The 14,679-nt window shown below is 45.2% G+C and carries 19 protein-coding genes; 5 read left to right on the plus strand and 14 right to left on the minus strand.

Going from position 1 to position 14,679, the window contains the following annotated elements:
• Positions 1-22 precede the first annotated feature (22 nt).
• Positions 23-847: a late competence protein ComER gene (gene comER, locus FZD51_RS20940; RefSeq protein ID WP_148976529.1), complete on the plus strand. Its 825-nt coding sequence runs from the start codon at positions 23-25 to the stop codon at positions 845-847.
• A gap of 109 nt (positions 848-956) precedes the next feature.
• On the opposite strand, the gene FZD51_RS20945 is transcribed toward comER, so the two are convergent.
• The 8 genes from FZD51_RS20945 to FZD51_RS20980 are packed head-to-tail and all read right to left on the minus strand — an operon-like array spanning position 957 to position 5,995.
• Entirely contained in the window at positions 957-1,703 is a 747-nt protein-coding gene (locus FZD51_RS20945; protein WP_148976530.1) for a class I SAM-dependent DNA methyltransferase, read from the minus strand.
• A complete protein-coding gene (gene rsfS / locus FZD51_RS20950) occupies positions 1,700-2,056 on the minus strand; it encodes a ribosome silencing factor (RefSeq protein ID WP_094767023.1) in 357 nt (118 codons plus the stop codon). Before rsfS ends, FZD51_RS20945 begins: the two co-directional genes overlap by 4 nt.
• Positions 2,057-2,626 (minus strand): bis(5'-nucleosyl)-tetraphosphatase (symmetrical) YqeK, encoded by a 570-nt coding sequence (yqeK, locus tag FZD51_RS20955; RefSeq protein WP_148976531.1) that lies wholly within the window; start codon positions 2,624-2,626, stop codon positions 2,057-2,059.
• On the minus strand, positions 2,616-3,185 hold the full coding sequence (locus FZD51_RS20960; protein ID WP_148976532.1) for a nicotinate-nucleotide adenylyltransferase: 570 nt from the start codon (positions 3,183-3,185) through the stop codon (positions 2,616-2,618). Before FZD51_RS20960 ends, yqeK begins: the two co-directional genes overlap by 11 nt.
• Before the next feature lie 45 nt (positions 3,186-3,230).
• The gene (gene yhbY / locus FZD51_RS20965) at positions 3,231-3,521 is read right to left on the minus strand and encodes a ribosome assembly RNA-binding protein YhbY (RefSeq protein ID WP_148976533.1); all 291 of its coding nucleotides are present in this window, start codon (positions 3,519-3,521) and stop codon (positions 3,231-3,233) included.
• Entirely contained in the window at positions 3,515-4,354 is an 840-nt protein-coding gene (gene aroE / locus FZD51_RS20970; protein WP_148976534.1) for a shikimate dehydrogenase, read from the minus strand. The genes yhbY and aroE overlap by 7 nt, the downstream gene beginning before the upstream one ends.
• 18 nt (positions 4,355-4,372) lie before the next feature.
• The gene (gene yqeH / locus FZD51_RS20975) at positions 4,373-5,476 is read right to left on the minus strand and encodes a ribosome biogenesis GTPase YqeH (protein WP_148976535.1); all 1,104 of its coding nucleotides are present in this window, start codon (positions 5,474-5,476) and stop codon (positions 4,373-4,375) included.
• A gap of 3 nt (positions 5,477-5,479) precedes the next feature.
• Positions 5,480-5,995 (minus strand): YqeG family HAD IIIA-type phosphatase, encoded by a 516-nt coding sequence (locus tag FZD51_RS20980; protein ID WP_101550594.1) that lies wholly within the window; start codon positions 5,993-5,995, stop codon positions 5,480-5,482.
• Between the two features lie 499 nt (positions 5,996-6,494).
• Here FZD51_RS20980 and FZD51_RS20985 point away from each other — a divergent pair, with 499 nt between their 5' ends.
• Positions 6,495-6,635 (plus strand): sporulation histidine kinase inhibitor Sda, encoded by a 141-nt coding sequence (locus FZD51_RS20985; RefSeq protein WP_009796240.1) that lies wholly within the window; start codon positions 6,495-6,497, stop codon positions 6,633-6,635.
• A 92-nt stretch (positions 6,636-6,727) separates the two neighbouring features.
• Here the strand turns inward: FZD51_RS20985 and FZD51_RS20990 are convergent, their stop codons facing one another.
• Positions 6,728-7,558, minus strand: coding sequence for a phosphatidylserine decarboxylase (locus FZD51_RS20990; RefSeq protein WP_420886288.1), 831 nt, complete (start codon positions 7,556-7,558; stop codon positions 6,728-6,730).
• A gap of 80 nt (positions 7,559-7,638) precedes the next feature.
• Between FZD51_RS20990 and pssA the strand changes: the two genes are divergently transcribed.
• Positions 7,639-8,178 carry a CDP-diacylglycerol--serine O-phosphatidyltransferase gene (gene pssA / locus FZD51_RS20995; protein WP_148976537.1) on the plus strand — a complete coding sequence of 180 codons (540 nt, stop codon included), beginning with the start codon at positions 7,639-7,641 and terminating at the stop codon, positions 8,176-8,178.
• Between the two features lie 53 nt (positions 8,179-8,231).
• Here pssA and FZD51_RS21000 read toward each other — a convergent pair whose 3' ends face one another.
• Both FZD51_RS21000 and FZD51_RS26300 read right to left on the minus strand, forming a co-directional pair.
• Positions 8,232-10,028, minus strand: coding sequence for a M3 family oligoendopeptidase (locus FZD51_RS21000; protein ID WP_148976538.1), 1,797 nt, complete (start codon positions 10,026-10,028; stop codon positions 8,232-8,234).
• A 107-nt stretch (positions 10,029-10,135) separates the two neighbouring features.
• Positions 10,136-10,276 (minus strand): hypothetical protein, encoded by a 141-nt coding sequence (locus FZD51_RS26300; protein WP_187445847.1) that lies wholly within the window; start codon positions 10,274-10,276, stop codon positions 10,136-10,138.
• A gap of 490 nt (positions 10,277-10,766) precedes the next feature.
• Between FZD51_RS26300 and FZD51_RS21005 the strand changes: the two genes are divergently transcribed.
• The gene (locus FZD51_RS21005) at positions 10,767-11,735 is read left to right on the plus strand and encodes a F510_1955 family glycosylhydrolase (protein ID WP_148976539.1); all 969 of its coding nucleotides are present in this window, start codon (positions 10,767-10,769) and stop codon (positions 11,733-11,735) included.
• Between the two features lie 41 nt (positions 11,736-11,776).
• On the opposite strand, the gene sigK is transcribed toward FZD51_RS21005, so the two are convergent.
• A complete protein-coding gene (sigK, locus tag FZD51_RS21010) occupies positions 11,777-12,499 on the minus strand; it encodes an RNA polymerase sporulation sigma factor SigK (protein ID WP_094767010.1) in 723 nt (240 codons plus the stop codon).
• Positions 12,500-12,692: 193 nt separating this feature from the next.
• Between sigK and FZD51_RS26305 the strand changes: the two genes are divergently transcribed.
• The gene (locus FZD51_RS26305; protein WP_009796249.1) at positions 12,693-12,857 is read left to right on the plus strand and encodes a hypothetical protein; all 165 of its coding nucleotides are present in this window, start codon (positions 12,693-12,695) and stop codon (positions 12,855-12,857) included.
• A 799-nt stretch (positions 12,858-13,656) separates the two neighbouring features.
• Here FZD51_RS26305 and FZD51_RS21015 read toward each other — a convergent pair.
• Both FZD51_RS21015 and FZD51_RS21020 read right to left on the minus strand, forming a co-directional pair.
• Positions 13,657-13,800, minus strand: coding sequence for a YrzI family small protein (locus FZD51_RS21015; RefSeq protein ID WP_262381039.1), 144 nt, complete (start codon positions 13,798-13,800; stop codon positions 13,657-13,659).
• 539 nt (positions 13,801-14,339) lie between these two features.
• Entirely contained in the window at positions 14,340-14,600 is a 261-nt protein-coding gene (locus FZD51_RS21020) for a YrhC family protein (protein WP_148976540.1), read from the minus strand.
• Between the last annotated feature and the right edge of the window lie 79 nt (positions 14,601-14,679).

Raw genomic sequence — 14,679 nt, forward strand, 5'->3', positions numbered from 1 at the left:
TGCTGTCAAAGGAGGGTTATTTATGAATGTCGGATTTATCGGTACAGGGAATATGGGGAAAATTCTTATCCAGGCCATGCTTGATGCCAAAGCCGTTCCTCCCTCCTCTGTGACGATTACAAACAGAACTTTGGAGAAAGCGGCAGAGATACAGAAGGAATATAGCGGCCTGAACCTTGCGGAGGGAGCAGCCAAAACGGCTGCCAATTCGGATTTGATTTTCATTTGTGTGAAGCCTCATGATTTTGCGGATGTGATCCAGGAAATCCGGCCATATTTAAGTGATGAGGATTGCGTGATTTCAATAACAAGCCCTATCAGCGCAGAACAGCTCGAATCTTTTGTCCCCTGTTCAGCAGCACGGGTGATTCCAAGCATCACCAATAGGGCACACGCCGGTGTGGCTCTTGTTACTTACGGGGAGCATTTCAGGGATGAATGGAAGCAGAAGCTCATGCCGCTTATCGAGGCCATTGCCAAGCCTGTGGAAATAGAAGAAGAAATAACAAGGGTATCATCTGACATTGTAAGCTGCGGACCTGCATTTTTCAGTTATCTGACACAGCAATTCATTAATGCCGCCGTTGCGGAAACAAAAATAAACCGGGAGACTGCCACCGTTCTTGCCAGCGAAATGCTGATCGGGATGGGAGAGCTGCTGAAAAAGGGGCATTATACCCTTCCTGCCCTTCAGCGGAAGGTCTGTGTCAAAGGAGGAATAACCGGTGAAGGAATAAAGGTGCTGGAGAAGGAATTAGGTGATGTTTTTCGGCATGTGTTCCAGGCCACACATTCTAAATTCGAGGAAGATCTTACACAGGTCAAAAAACAGTTCACTGTCCATTAACATTCTCTGCTGCCTTTCAAAATTCCTTCTGCTGACGCTGACTTTTTTTGAACAGCCTTCCGGGAATATGAAGAAAAGCAAAAGCCGCCCCCATTGGGAGCGGCTTTTGCTAGTTTTTGCGGCAAATGAAAAAGATTCTTTCCGACTCTTGCGCCGGAAGCTCGGTCTCAAAGTCCGCTGTTATTTCCAGCAGGGTAAAGCCTGCTTTTAAAAGCCAGTCTTTATAGATATCAATAGGATAAGTGCGCTGCAGATGCAGCTCGTCATATCTGTCATATTTCATGAGCGAAGGGTCCAGCTGAAAGAAAGTCAATTCATGCTCAACACTGAAAGGATGCTCCCCAGGGAAGCATTCCCATATATAAGAGATTTCATCTTCATTCAGGGCAAAGGTCTGATCCCTGAAGATATGCTCCATCTTATAGACTGAATGAACATCGAAAATGAACAAACCGCCTTCCTTCAGGTGCCTTCCCACACTTTCGAATGTCTGCTCAACTTCTTTTTCGCTCTGAAGATAGTTCAGGGAGTCACAAAAGATCCCTGCAATATCATACTCGCCAAGCCCCTCGAGTTCTGACATGTCCTGCTGATAGAAAGAAATGGCTGCTCCCTGCTCCATCGCTTTTGCCTGGGCGACAGCGAGCATATCCTCCGATAAATCAACTCCGGTTACATCGTATCCGGCTTGTGCGAGACGGACAGAAAGCTCCCCGGTGCCACAGGCAAGATCAAGAAGGCGCTTCCCTGCAATACCATACTTCTCCGTACTGCTTTTTACTGTTTCCACCCAGCCTTCATAAGGCACATCCTTCATCAGTGCATCATAAAGGTAGGCGAACTTCCCATAGGTCATTGTCCAAGCACGCTCTGGACATCCACTGAAGGTGCATCGCCCCACAGGCGTTCTAAGTTATAATAGCTTCTTTCATCCTTATGGAAAACATGGGCTACAACATCCCCAAGGTCAACGAGTATCCATCTCGCCTCATCGAATCCTTCCATCCGGTTGACTGTATAGCCAAGCTCTTCGCTCTTTTCTTTCATTTCACGGGCGATTGCCTGGACCTGCTTATCAGAATTACCGTGGCAAATCAGAAAATAATCCGAAATGAGGGAAATCCCTTTCATATTCAATACCACAATTTCTTCTGCTCGTTTATCATCGGCTGCTTTTACAGCCATATCTAATAAGGCGCGTTCACTCATTTAATCAGTCTCCTTTTTCATTACAAGATCATTATACGACAGAAAAGTCAGCGGAAACACCGGCTGATTCTTCTTCATTAAAAACGTGATAGTATTCTGCATTGCTTTTATTAAGGCTGAATCAAGATCTGCTTCAGCCATTTTCCGGACTTCATCCACACCCGGAAAATGCCGGCCGGGTTCAATATAGTCGGCGAGATAAATGATTTTATCAAGTAAGGGCATTTGCGGCCTTCCTGACGTATGATACCGGATTGCATCCAGGATTTCAGGATCGGTTACCCCTGCCTCCGTTTCTGCAAGGTAGGCACCAGCAGGGGCATGCCAAAGCTCGCTGTTGTACATAAGGAGCTCCTCAGGCATTTTTTGCTCTATGATAATCCTCTTCATTTCATCCTTCGGGCGGAACTTGGCATAATCATGGAGAATAGCTGCCGTTTCAGCCTTCTTGATATCAGCCCCAAAGGTGCGGGCAAGGCCTATTGCCGTTTCCATCACACCGATTGTATGCTGGTAGCGGTGTTCTGTTAACTGTTTCTTTACTATTTTTAGATAAAATTCACGATCCATACAAACGATTCTCCTCAATATACTTCCTGACGCTTTCCGGCATAAGATAGCGCACGGTATCTCCCTGGCTGAGCCTTTCCCTTATCATGCTCGATGAAACATCCATCTGCGGCACATCAACCGGGACAACCGGATAGTCAGTACGGCTGCTATAGGAAGGCCTGCCGACGCCGGCAAAGACGGCAAGCTCAAGGAGGTCATTTATTTTATGCCACTTCGGCAGATACTCAATCATATCAGCCCCGATGATAAAATAGAATACGGTATCCTTATTCTGCTCTTTAAGCAGCTTCATTGTATCATAAGTGTAGGATGGCCCCCCGCGTTCCATTTCAATCGTCTGGATTTCAAAGCGAGGGTGCCCCTCAATTGCAAGCTCCAGCATTTCTACCCTTGCTTGATCAGATGCAGCCCAAGACTTCTTTTTATGCGGGGGATCCTGGTTTGGCATAAACCAGACTTTGTCCAATGAAAGGGAATGGAGCACCTCATTTGCAATCAGCAGATGGCCATGATGGGGAGGGTTGAATGTACCTCCAAGAATGCCGATTCTCTTCACCTGCAGTCCTCCTTTTGCCGCCTCTTGGCTGCAAACATGCCTTCATTATGGCAGCTGGATTTGTTTGTTTTCTTTTGATTCTTTATAAAGGACGATCATATTGCCGATGATCTGCACCAGCTCTGCTTTAGTCCCTTTGACGAGCTTCTCAGCCACTTCGTCTTTATCTTCATCACAGTTCTGCAGGATGCTTACTTTAAGCAATTCCCTTGCTTCCAGCGCTTCCCCGATCTGTGCGATCATATTTTCGTTCACTCCGCCTTTTCCAACCTGAAAAATCGGGTTCAAGTGATGTGCCTTTGAGCGCAATAATCTTTTTTGTTTTCCTGTTAACATGTTTGTCCTCCCAGTTGTGTAATAACGCCTGCTTCCATCCTGTCTGTATCCGGAAAGGTTCCAGTCCACCTTTCAAAGGCCAGCGCCCCCTGGCAGACAAACATTTTCAGGCCATTCTGGATGGATGCACCTTTGTTTTTAGCTTCCCGCAAAAATTTGGTTTCAAGCGGGTTATATATAATATCGCTGACAAAAGCACTGGCCTTCAGGTTATAAAGTCCAAAGGGCAATGCATTTACGTCGGGCAGCATGCCGATCGGTGTTGTCTGGATGATGATATCATACTCACCCAGTTTTTCTTCTGCCTGCTGGTAGCCGAAAGCATCGGTTCTGACAGGAAAGGGGCATTTATCCGCAAGAGCTTCCGCCTTTGCGGCTGTCCGATTGCAGATATCTATTGCCTGAACGCCTTTTTGTGCGAGCGTATAGTAGATTGCCTTTGCCGCTCCGCCTGCTCCGGCAATCAGGATTTTTTTCCGGCTGAAATCAGGCACCTCAGAAGCGAGGCCTCTTACATAGCCCTCCCCATCCGTGTTGTACCCAATCAATTTCCCATCTTTATTGAGGACAGTATTCACCGCCCCGATTGCCTCTGCCAGCTGATCGATTTCATCCAGGAATGGCATGATTTCTGTTTTATGGGGTACAGTGACATTAAACCCTGCAATCCCGATTGCCTTGAGCCCCTTCACTGCATCCCCTAAATCTTCCCGGCTGACTTTTAGCGGAACATAGCAGGCATCCAGTCCATATATACCAAACAGATCATTATGCATCGCCGGCGACATTGAGTGGCCAATCGGATCGCCGATTACAGCAAAGAGCTTTTTCAAGTCCCTCTCCCCTTTCTGTTAAATCAGGGATTTCCTTACCATCGCCTGCACTCCTCTAGGTACATAAGCGGCAACCTTCGTTCCCGGCTCACTTACTGTAACCCAGCCCAAACCAGAAATCACAATATCGGTTTTCCCTTCTTTGACAGTGAATTCATGCCTGACAAGCTCAGGGAATTCATCCATCTGTTCAGGGCGGGGCGGCGTCAGCATTTCCCCTGCGTGCTTCTCATACAGTTCATCTGCATTTTCAAGCTTTGTGCGATGGATATTAATTTCGTTGGATACGTGGCAAATGAATGCCTGTCTGCTTCCGCTGATAAAATCCAAGCGCGCCAGGCCGCCAAAAAATAAGGTCTGCCCTTCATTCAGCTGATATACCTTTGGCTTGATTTCCTTTTTGGGCATAATCACCTTAAAGTCACGCTTATCGACAAAGTGTGCCATCTGATGATGGTTGATGATGCCCGGTGTATCAACAAGAGCTTTGCCATCCTCTAAAGGTATCTCGATAATATCCAAAGTTGTCCCAGGAAAATGTGAAGTGGTGATGATATCCCCTTCTCCCGTTACCTCCTTAAGGATCCGGTTGATAAAGGTTGATTTGCCGACATTTGTACAGCCGACTACATATACGTCCTTGCCTTCCCTGTACTCATCTATCGCAGAAGCCACCTCCTGGATCGACTGCCCTTTCGCAGCACTGACAAGGAACACATCTTCCGGCCGGAGCCCCAGATTTTTCGACTCCTGCTTCATCCAGTTGATCAATTTATTCCGCTTCACTGATTTTGGAAGCAGATCTGCTTTATTGCCGACCAAAAGAACCTTGTTGTTCCCTGTAAAACGATGCAGCCCCGGAAGCCAGCTTCCATTGAAATCGAAGATATCGACAATCTTGACGATCAGCGCATCGCTTCTTCCGATTTCATTCAGGATTTTAAGAAAATCATCATCAGTCAAGCTGACATCCTGGACCTCATTATAATGCTTGAGGCGGAAACAGCGCTGGCAGACAATCGCCTCTTTCTCTAGTGCTGATTTTGGCGCGTAGCCGAGCTCCTCGGGATTTTCTGTCTGGACCTTCACTCCGCAGCCTATACATACAAATTGTTCACTCACACATTAATCCTCCCATTGAATCTTGCCTTTTTTTCTGAACCAATTTAGAATCCGCCTTTCGACTTTGCGGTTAAATCTTGTTACAAATCCGTCCGTCTGGGCAACCGGGACGACAAGGATCGTATGGAACCCGCTCCTGTTGCCGCCAAGAACATCAGTCAGCAGCTGGTCACCTATGACTACAGTTTCTTCTTTTTTCAGGCCCATTTCACCCAAGGCCCTGTTAAATGCCCTTGTCATCGGCTTGCGCGCCTGGAAGATGAACGGAATGCCCAGGGGCTCAGAAAAGGCCTTTACACGGTTTTCTTTATTATTCGAAACAATGGTCACCTTAATATTCTGATGCTTCATTTCCTCAAACCATTTGATAAGCTTCGGGGTCGCAAGAGGCCTGTCCCACTCAACAAGCGTATTGTCCAGGTCAGTGATGATCCCCTTTACTCCCTTTGCCTTAAGGCTTTCGGGTGTTATTTCAAATATATTCTTAACATGCTGATCAGGCAAAAAATGCTTTAACATTGAAAACACCTCATTATTTTCATCCATTTTTGCAATGTATCCATCATACCCAATTATAGCCGCCAGTTCAAAATAAATCTTGAAAAGAGCAATCCTTTTTTAAAGGCTGTGTTAGTGTACCTTGGTGATTTTGGGCTCATTCGTGTGAAACTCTGTTTCACACGCATTTCAGCACAGCCATTTTAAAAGATTCCTGGCAGGCAGTAGATAGATTCTCAGCTTTATTCCAAAAGATAACCAAATATTTTTCGACAAAATCCAAAGCGCTTCCAGCATGTGGATAACTTTATTCACAAAACCCACTATGTTTTATATAATATTTTCCCATTTATAAACAAAATAATCACAGGTTATCCACCGGTCTATGTGGATAATCAGAACGGTTGTTCCTGCCGTTTATTTCTGATAGAGTAAGGGTACAACAAAACATCTTACATTATATGTATATAAATATGCTTTTTAGAACCGTTATTTTACCGGACAGGAGGTACGGATTTAAATGCGCAAGCTGTCGGACGAACTGCTGATTGAATCTTATTTTAAAGCCAGGGAGCTGAACCTCAGCCCGGACTTCATCCGCCTGATTGAAACAGAAATCCACAGGCGTTCATTGACACATAAGATAAGGGTTTCCTCTTAAACAACAATGATACATACACATTCCAGACAGAATGAAAGAACAGAGGGTGAGCCCGGAGCTCACCCTTTTGCTTTGCTCTCTTATATCAGGAATCACTGCTGCACAAATTCCCCTATTGCTTCCCCGACCTTGATATGCGCTGGAAGCTGAAGATTGTCCGCAGGCTTGAAGGTGCCTGCTTCAAATAGAAGGACCACGGTCGACCCAAAGGAGAAATAAGCCATTTCTTTTCCTTTTTCAAGCTGCTCTCCTTCATGTGTCGCTTCAATAGTATTGACAAACATCGCGCCAACCTTAACAATGGCCAGATGGCCAAAAGCGTGGGCTACCTCCGTAACAGTACGAAAATTTTTGGATAGGGGGGCCTTACCATATTTCAGTCCATGCTTATTGACTGGATAGGATTTGCCGCCCAGGGTCCATTGCCCTTCTACAGTCCCTGTCACCGGGCTATGAATGCGGTGATAATGGCTCGGGCTTAAGTAAAAAATCATATAATGCCCATTTCTGTATTTCCTCAGGGCATCCTGATTGCCAAGCATTTCTTCAATGGAATAGACCTTTCCTTTTACGGTGATCATGTGGTCATCCTGAATGATCCCAATATCTTCGATCACTGCATCAACCGGACTGCTTGCAGCAGCCGGACTGGCGTCCGCCGGGCGCAGCCCCCCCTTCAGCTGCCGGATGAAGAAGTCGTGAAGTGTAGGATATTCGTCGATGGACTTGTCCATTTCTTCCACATTAATATTGTAGGCATTTAAAAATGGCCGAATCATGATGCGGCTCTTTTTCGAGCGTGCAAACCTGCGCAGAAGTGCAGACGTTCCTTTGCCGTTAGTAAGTTCAATGAACATTCGATATATTGGACGAATCAAGTTTTCAGCCTCCAGTGTTTGAGAATGCTCTTTACGTACATGCATAAAAGACTTAAAATAAAATATTATTATATAACAAATCGAAAATAAGTTGTATCCTTTCCGGCTTATAAGGAGTGAAGAGATTGTTCTTATTGGAGGTTTTTGACAGCACGGTCAAAAAATTAAAGACCCAGACAGCGAATGCTTTAACCCTTCTGAATCTTTCGCTCGGGGGTTTTGCCATCATTTACAGCCTTAATGGCAGCCTGAATCTCAGCCTTCTGCTCATTTTTATCGCGGCGCTTGCCGACCGCTTTGACGGCATGCTGGCCAGAAAGCTGAATATCGAATCAGAGCTAGGCAAACAGCTAGATTCCATGAGTGATATTATATCATTTGGCGTGGCACCGGCGTTACTCATTTATCAATCTATTCTGTTTGATTTCGGGGCTCCCGGCTCCTTTTTTACCGTCTTTTATATAGCATGCGGTGCTTTCAGGCTGGCCCGCTTCAATATTTCAGAGAATACCGGCTATTTTACCGGGCTGCCGATTACCGCGGCAGGCTGCCTGGCCACACTCAGTTTTCTGGCTGTCCCATACTTTCCGCAGCATTTTTATTTATACCTCATGATGCTCCTTTCCCTTCTGATGATCAGCCCATTCAGGCTGAGGAAAATGTAAAAGCTAAATTGCATTTAAAAAACCGCACAGAATATGTGCGGTTTTCTTTGTTATCACTTTTCAGTCAGGTTCAGGAATTCTTCTACATCGTCCATACACAGCTTTACAGCTTTTTCCCAGAAATCAGGCTTAGTCAAATCTGCATTCAAATGCTTCATCGCCAGATCCTCGACTGTCATGGCAGCTGTATCTTTAAGCAGGCTGATATACTTTTCTTCATACCCCTTGCCTTCTTCCAGTGCAATAGCATAAATGCCAAGGGAGAAAAGATATCCGAATGTATAAGGGAAATTATAGAACGGAACCCCGGTGATATAGAAGTGAAGCTTAGATGACCAGAATGACGGATGATACTCATCCAGAGCATTAGCGTAGGCTTCTTTCTGAGCATTGAGCATCAGTTCATTAAGGCGCCCGCCGCTTACCATGCCATTTTTGCGCTCATTGTAAAAGCTGGTTTCGAAAAGGAAACGGGCATGGATATTCATCAGGAGTGCCACAGAACGCTGAATTTTGTCCTCCAGCAGGGCCAGCTTTTCCTCTTCTGTGGCCGCATTTTTAACAGCTGCGTCAGCCACGATCATTTCAGCAAAGGTAGAAGCCGTCTCCGCGACATTCATGCTGTAATTCCTGTTAAGCGGATGCAGATCTTTCATGGCATAAGTATGGAAGCCGTGGCCCAGTTCATGTGCAAGCGTGGACACGTTTGAAGGCGTCCCGGAATAGGTCATGAAAATCCTGGACTGGCTGCTTTCAGGGAAATAAGTATGGAAACCTCCTGGACGCTTGCCTGGACGGTCCTCAGCCTCGATCCACTTATTTTCGAATGCCATTTTTGAGAATGAGGTCATTTCCTCGCCAAATTTAGAGAAATGATCCAGAATGAATTCTGCTCCCTCCTGATAAGGCACCTTAGTCTCTGTAGAACCAAGCGGAGCATCAAGATCATACCAGCTGAGCTTTTCAAGCCCTAGCAGGCTTGCTTTTCGGTTCAAAAATTTCACCAGCGGCTGTTTGTTTTTGGAGATAACACCCCACATCGCATCCAGTGTTTCTTTTTTCATCCTGTTGATTTCAAGCGGCTCTTTCAGAACATCATCCCAGCCGCGCATTTTGTAAACATTCAGCCTGAAGCCGGCAAGATGGTTAAGTGTCTTCGCCAGATAATCCTGTTCTTTGTCCCAGGCATTTTCCCACTCTTTAAATACATTCTTCCGGACATTTCTTTCCGGGCTTGAAAATTTATTGGCTGCCTGGCCTACAGACAACAGCTGTTCCTGGCCTTTATCACTGAAAGGAATCCTGATTTTCCCGACGATTACATCATACATCTGTCCCCAGCTGTGGTAACCGTCAATACCGAGTGCATTGATGAGGGATTCCTCCTGCTTGGAAAGCTTTTCGGCTGCCCTTTCCCGGCGCTCTGTCAGGACGAACTCTAGCTCTGATAATCCATCCGCCTGAAGCAGCTGCTTCCAGTCCTCATCAGAAAAACCGGCCAGCTTTTCGTCAAAATCAGTCAGCGCATTCTGAAAGCCTGCACTTAGTACTGTGACTGCAGCACGTAGCTCATTGGCTTTGCTGTCGGCCATATTCTGCGCTTCAAGGCAGCTTACAAATGCTCCTGCCTGGCGCAGTTTCTTGGTGGTTCCTTCAAATTTTTCGATCAAGTTCAGCAGGGTCTGCTGATCCTGCTCTGCCGATGATGGCTGCCAGCCTTCTGTCAACATGATAAATTCATCGATCAGCTGTTTTGTTTGATCTATATGTACGGCGAAATCCTTGGAGGAGCTTCCCCCTTCGAAAAAAACATCCAAATCCCAAACTTCTGAATATAAAGCTGTTGCCATTGTAAGTCCCCCCTTATGTATTCTAGTCTATTATAAGTTTATTTTTCCGAAATTTCTATCAATATGCACGATTATAAGGGAAGGCCGGCCCACCTTCCCCACTGCTGCTAGCAGTTGCCATAATAGGTCCATCCCCCGAACACGATCAGCAGGATCAAGAGTACGACAATCAGCGCATACCATGCACCGCCTGCCCTGTAATAGGGCACTGGCGGAGGCGGCGGGTAGTACGGATATGGATAATGCACTGCTCTCTTACCTCCCTTCAGACTAAAGCTTCCAGATGAAAATATTCAGACTCTCTGATGTTATTTTATGCTGTACAAACGCCCCTGTTTGGGCAAACATGCCGGTTTCCTCTAAAAAGAGCACAAATTTGTAGCAATTCATGGCCGGGTGAATACCCTGCATTATAGCTCACTGGAACGGGGGTATTCCATGAAGATCATTTCCATCTGCCGGAGATGCAAAGGAACAGGCCGGGCTTCTGCTTGCAGGCTGTTCAAGAAAACCTGCTCCCTTTGCGGAGGATCCGGAAAAATAAAAATCACCATCTCAGATCGGCAAAAAAGCACTGGGCACTCATAAAGTTTTTCCTTCCTATAGAGATACAAATTTTCAAATGGACAAGCATATGGCATCTTTAGGCTCTTTTATGTCTTTTCTGATATAATATTGTCAGCGCACAGGCTTATTAAGAAGCCTGTGCGCTGACTATACATAGCTGGAGTGGATACAATGAAGTTGAGAATAGCATTAATTCTCCTGTTTTCCTTCACCGTTCTCATTATGCTGACAGGATGCACCCCTGAAAAAGAGGAGCAAAACAGCAGCGAGGAGAAGGAACAGCCCGTGACAGAGGAAGCTTATGACATTAAAAAGGCAGAAAAACAGCAGATCAGCAATATTTATGGCCTTGGCTATCCTGGTAATGATGACGCGCTTTATACAGCAGAAGAAGATGGCCTGAAGTTCTATAAAGACGGACAATGGCTTGAGCAAAATAAAAACAAGCATATGTATACGGGCTTCCAGGCAGTCGAAAACGGATTTATATCAAGCGGAAAGCCTGCAGAAGGAGCTGGACTGAGAAGCCCGCTCGGCATAATCAGGAGTGATGACAAAGGAGCTACCCTGTCACAGATCAAGTTCTACGGCAAAGACCAGTTTTATTTCCTGGCGGCAGGCTTCGGCGGAGAAACCTTATACGTCATCAGCCAGGAGCCTGAATCAGAGCTTGGTGCCGGTGTTTTCCGTTCCACTGATAAAGGAGAGAACTGGGAGCCGGCGGAATTGGAAGGCATGGAGTCTGATACTCTAGGTATGATAGCTGTCCATCCTTCAAAGGAAGGCATGATGGCCATGTCTACCCGCTCAGGTATCTTCCTGTCCAATGATTTCGGAAAGACGGTCCAAAGAGTCTCAGATCCTGTCATGACCACTGCACTGGCATTTACAGAGGACAGCCTGATCTATTCTTCAGTGGAAAATGAAAAAATCCTCTTAAAAAGCATTGACCTTGCCAGTTTGGATACTGAGGGGCTTGATATCCCTTTTCTGAGTTATGACAATCCGATTACTTATATTGCCGCCAATTATAAGAAAGCCGGCACCATCTCTTTTTCCACCTATTTATATGATATATACGAATCTGCTGATTCCGGAGATCATTGGAACCTGCTGCTGAAGAACGGAAGAATTAAATAAAGAAGAGCACTATCTCCAGTGCCCTTCCTGTTAAGCAGGGATTATTTATCCCCGCTTTTTCTTTTTTCTTTTTCTGCCCGGTAAAATTCGTGGAACATTTTCATGAGCGCCCGCTTCTCAATCCTGGATACATAGCTCCTCGAAATCCCGAGCTCCTTGGCAATTTCCCTCTGGGTCTTTTCTTTTTTTAAATCAAGCCCGAATCTGCCGATGATGACTTCTTTCTCCCGGTCATCCAGCACATCAATATACTCCTTAACCTTCTCCAGTTCCATATTCAGCTGAATCGTGTTAATAACATCCTCTGACTCAGACTTCAGCACATCAATCAGGGAGATTTCATTTCCTTCTTTATCCTGGCCGATCGGATCATGGAGAGAAACATCCTTCTTTGTTTTCTTAAGGGCCCTGAGATGCATGAGGATTTCATTTTCGATACAGCGTGCGGCATAGGTTGCAAGCTTTGTGCCTTTCCCTTCCGAATAGCTTTCGATCGCCTTGATCAGGCCGATGGTGCCTATAGAAATGAGATCTTCTGAATCCTCTCCCGTGTTTTCAAATTTTTTCACAATATGCGCCACAAGCCGCAGATTATGTTCAATCAGCATATTGCGTGCATGGGCATCGCCTTCCGCCATTAGCCGCAGATACTTTCTCTCGTCGGCAGCTGAGAGCGGCTGGGGAAAAGCATTGTTTTTTACATAAGAGACAAGGAAAAAAATCTCCTTTACCAAATAGCCAAGTGCTGTTGCAATTCCTGACATAAATGCACCCCCGCTTTCTAGGACTATTGCCTATAACTAATTCCTATGAAAGCGCAAGCCATGTTTTGTCTGTCCCACATATATTTTTCCAAACAATCATGCCGGGCAGTGCTGCCCGGCCAGCTGTACAGCATTAGACAAAACAGCTTAATCTCTATAAAATATAAGGACATGATATGAAAGAGGTTAAGTTATGTCACCGCAAAAATTAATCATTTTACTGGTTCTTATCATAGTCTTATTATCAACCGCAGCGGAGTTTATCTTTGAAGGGATTTCTGCGAGGGGGCTGTTTCTGCTGGCAGCGACGGCCGGATTGACGTTTTATCTGTGGAAGCGTCCGGAGAGAGAGAAATAAGGTTAAGCGGGGATTTTTTCCGGATGAAGCAGAATATTGGTTCTTGCCCACTCCGCTGGAACCACTATTTTCGAATTAAAGCAGAATAGTGGTTCGACCTCACTCCGCTGGAACCACTATTTTCGAATTAAAGCAGAATAGTGGTCCTACCTCACTCCGCTGGAACCACTATTTCCGAATTTAAGCAAAATTGTGGTCCTACCTCACTCCGCTGGAACCACTATTTCCGAATTAAGGCAGAATAGTGGTCCTACCTCACTCCGCTGAAACCACTATTTCCGAATTAAGGCAGAATAGTGGTCCTACCTCACTCTGCTGAATCCGCTATTTCCGGAATAAAGCAAAATTGTAATCCCGGCTCACAATTCCCAATTCTCTGCTCAAAAAAAAGCACAAGCAGGTCCCAGGGTTACCCCCCAGTCCCGCTTGTGCTTCTTTTCTGTCACTCCGCCCCTACCTCGGCTGAGATGATCAGGCCGGCTGCACAGCAGACTACCAATCCCATTACAATCATGAACATGGTCAGCACTCCCTATGATTTGTCATTTCCTGACTTGAATGTACCATATGGAAGCTTCATGACAGCGCCCTTGTTGTGAAAGTTTTGTTAACCTTGTTTTTTGGCGGCCTTTTTCCTAAACGGCAGTGTCAGCAGCAATACGTTCAAAAGCATCATTCATTCCTCCCAACCGAACAGTTAGGTGGAGTCCTTCTCCACCCAAAAGATTGCTTGACGGCCCTGCATTAAATAAATCATCTAAAATTCCACCTTTCGCGAAGTATTTTTTTTCATTACAGATTAAAATGGACGGTACATTGAATATTGGCGATCTTTGTTTTGGTCATGGATCTTTTTGGCTTGCTCCTGCATCATAATTTCTTCTGCAGTCATCGTTCGCTTTCTGATCGTAATGGATAAAAATAAAATATTGAGTGTCATCATGTCTCACCTCCCTTGTCATATCCTGCGGGCACGCAAAAAGGCCGCAGAGGACTATCCCCTGCGGCCTTCGAATGGACATAAAAAGCCGCAGGGCACGATTCACCCTGCGGCACGGATATGCTAATTAATGCTATGCATTGAAATTAAGCGTTCCATTCCTTAAAGGCTGAATACGTGTTAAATTTAGTTGTTTTTGATTTCATCACAATTACATTGATCATTTCGTTCAGCCTCCTTTTCTAGAAATATTCGCTTACATTGGTAAGTATATCCACTTTTAATCCATTTGTAAACCTAAAATCTGCCTATTTTTCAATTTTTATTTTATTTCTTATCAGGCAGCTGTATAAAAGTTTGGAAAATAGCCGCTGGAATGGATCATGCCAATTTTTAAAAAGAAGGCTTTGTTAAACATTGTTGTTGATTTTGGGCTCATTTCAGCTGTGCTGAAATGAGCCCAAAATCAACAAGCTATACTAACACAGCAAATAGAACAGGGTTCAGAGCATATCGCCCCGAACCCTGCTATCTATAAATCTTTATTTTTTCATCAAAAATTCTTCGCCTTCATCCATCTCGCTGAGCCTGCTGCGCAGCTTTTTGGAAACAGAGAAGAAATATATAGAACCAAGCAGAAACACCATTGAAGCAGCAGCCATGATATTAAGGCTGAAAGCTTCCTTCGCTTCCTGCGGAATGATCACACCCAAATAGAAAAACGCGCCGACTGCCAGTAAAGCAATTGCAAACCTCTTATAATCTGTCATTTTCTGATAAAGCTGTTTTGCTTGGGTTTTCAATGCGTTCACCTACTTTTCTAAGCTATGCATCTACCATAACATAGTTCTGGCAGCTATTCGATGTAAATATCTGTTAAAT

The sequence above is a fragment of the Bacillus infantis genome (assembly GCF_008180445.1).
GTDB lineage: Bacteria > Bacillota > Bacilli > Bacillales > Cytobacillaceae > Bacillus_AB > Bacillus_AB infantis_B.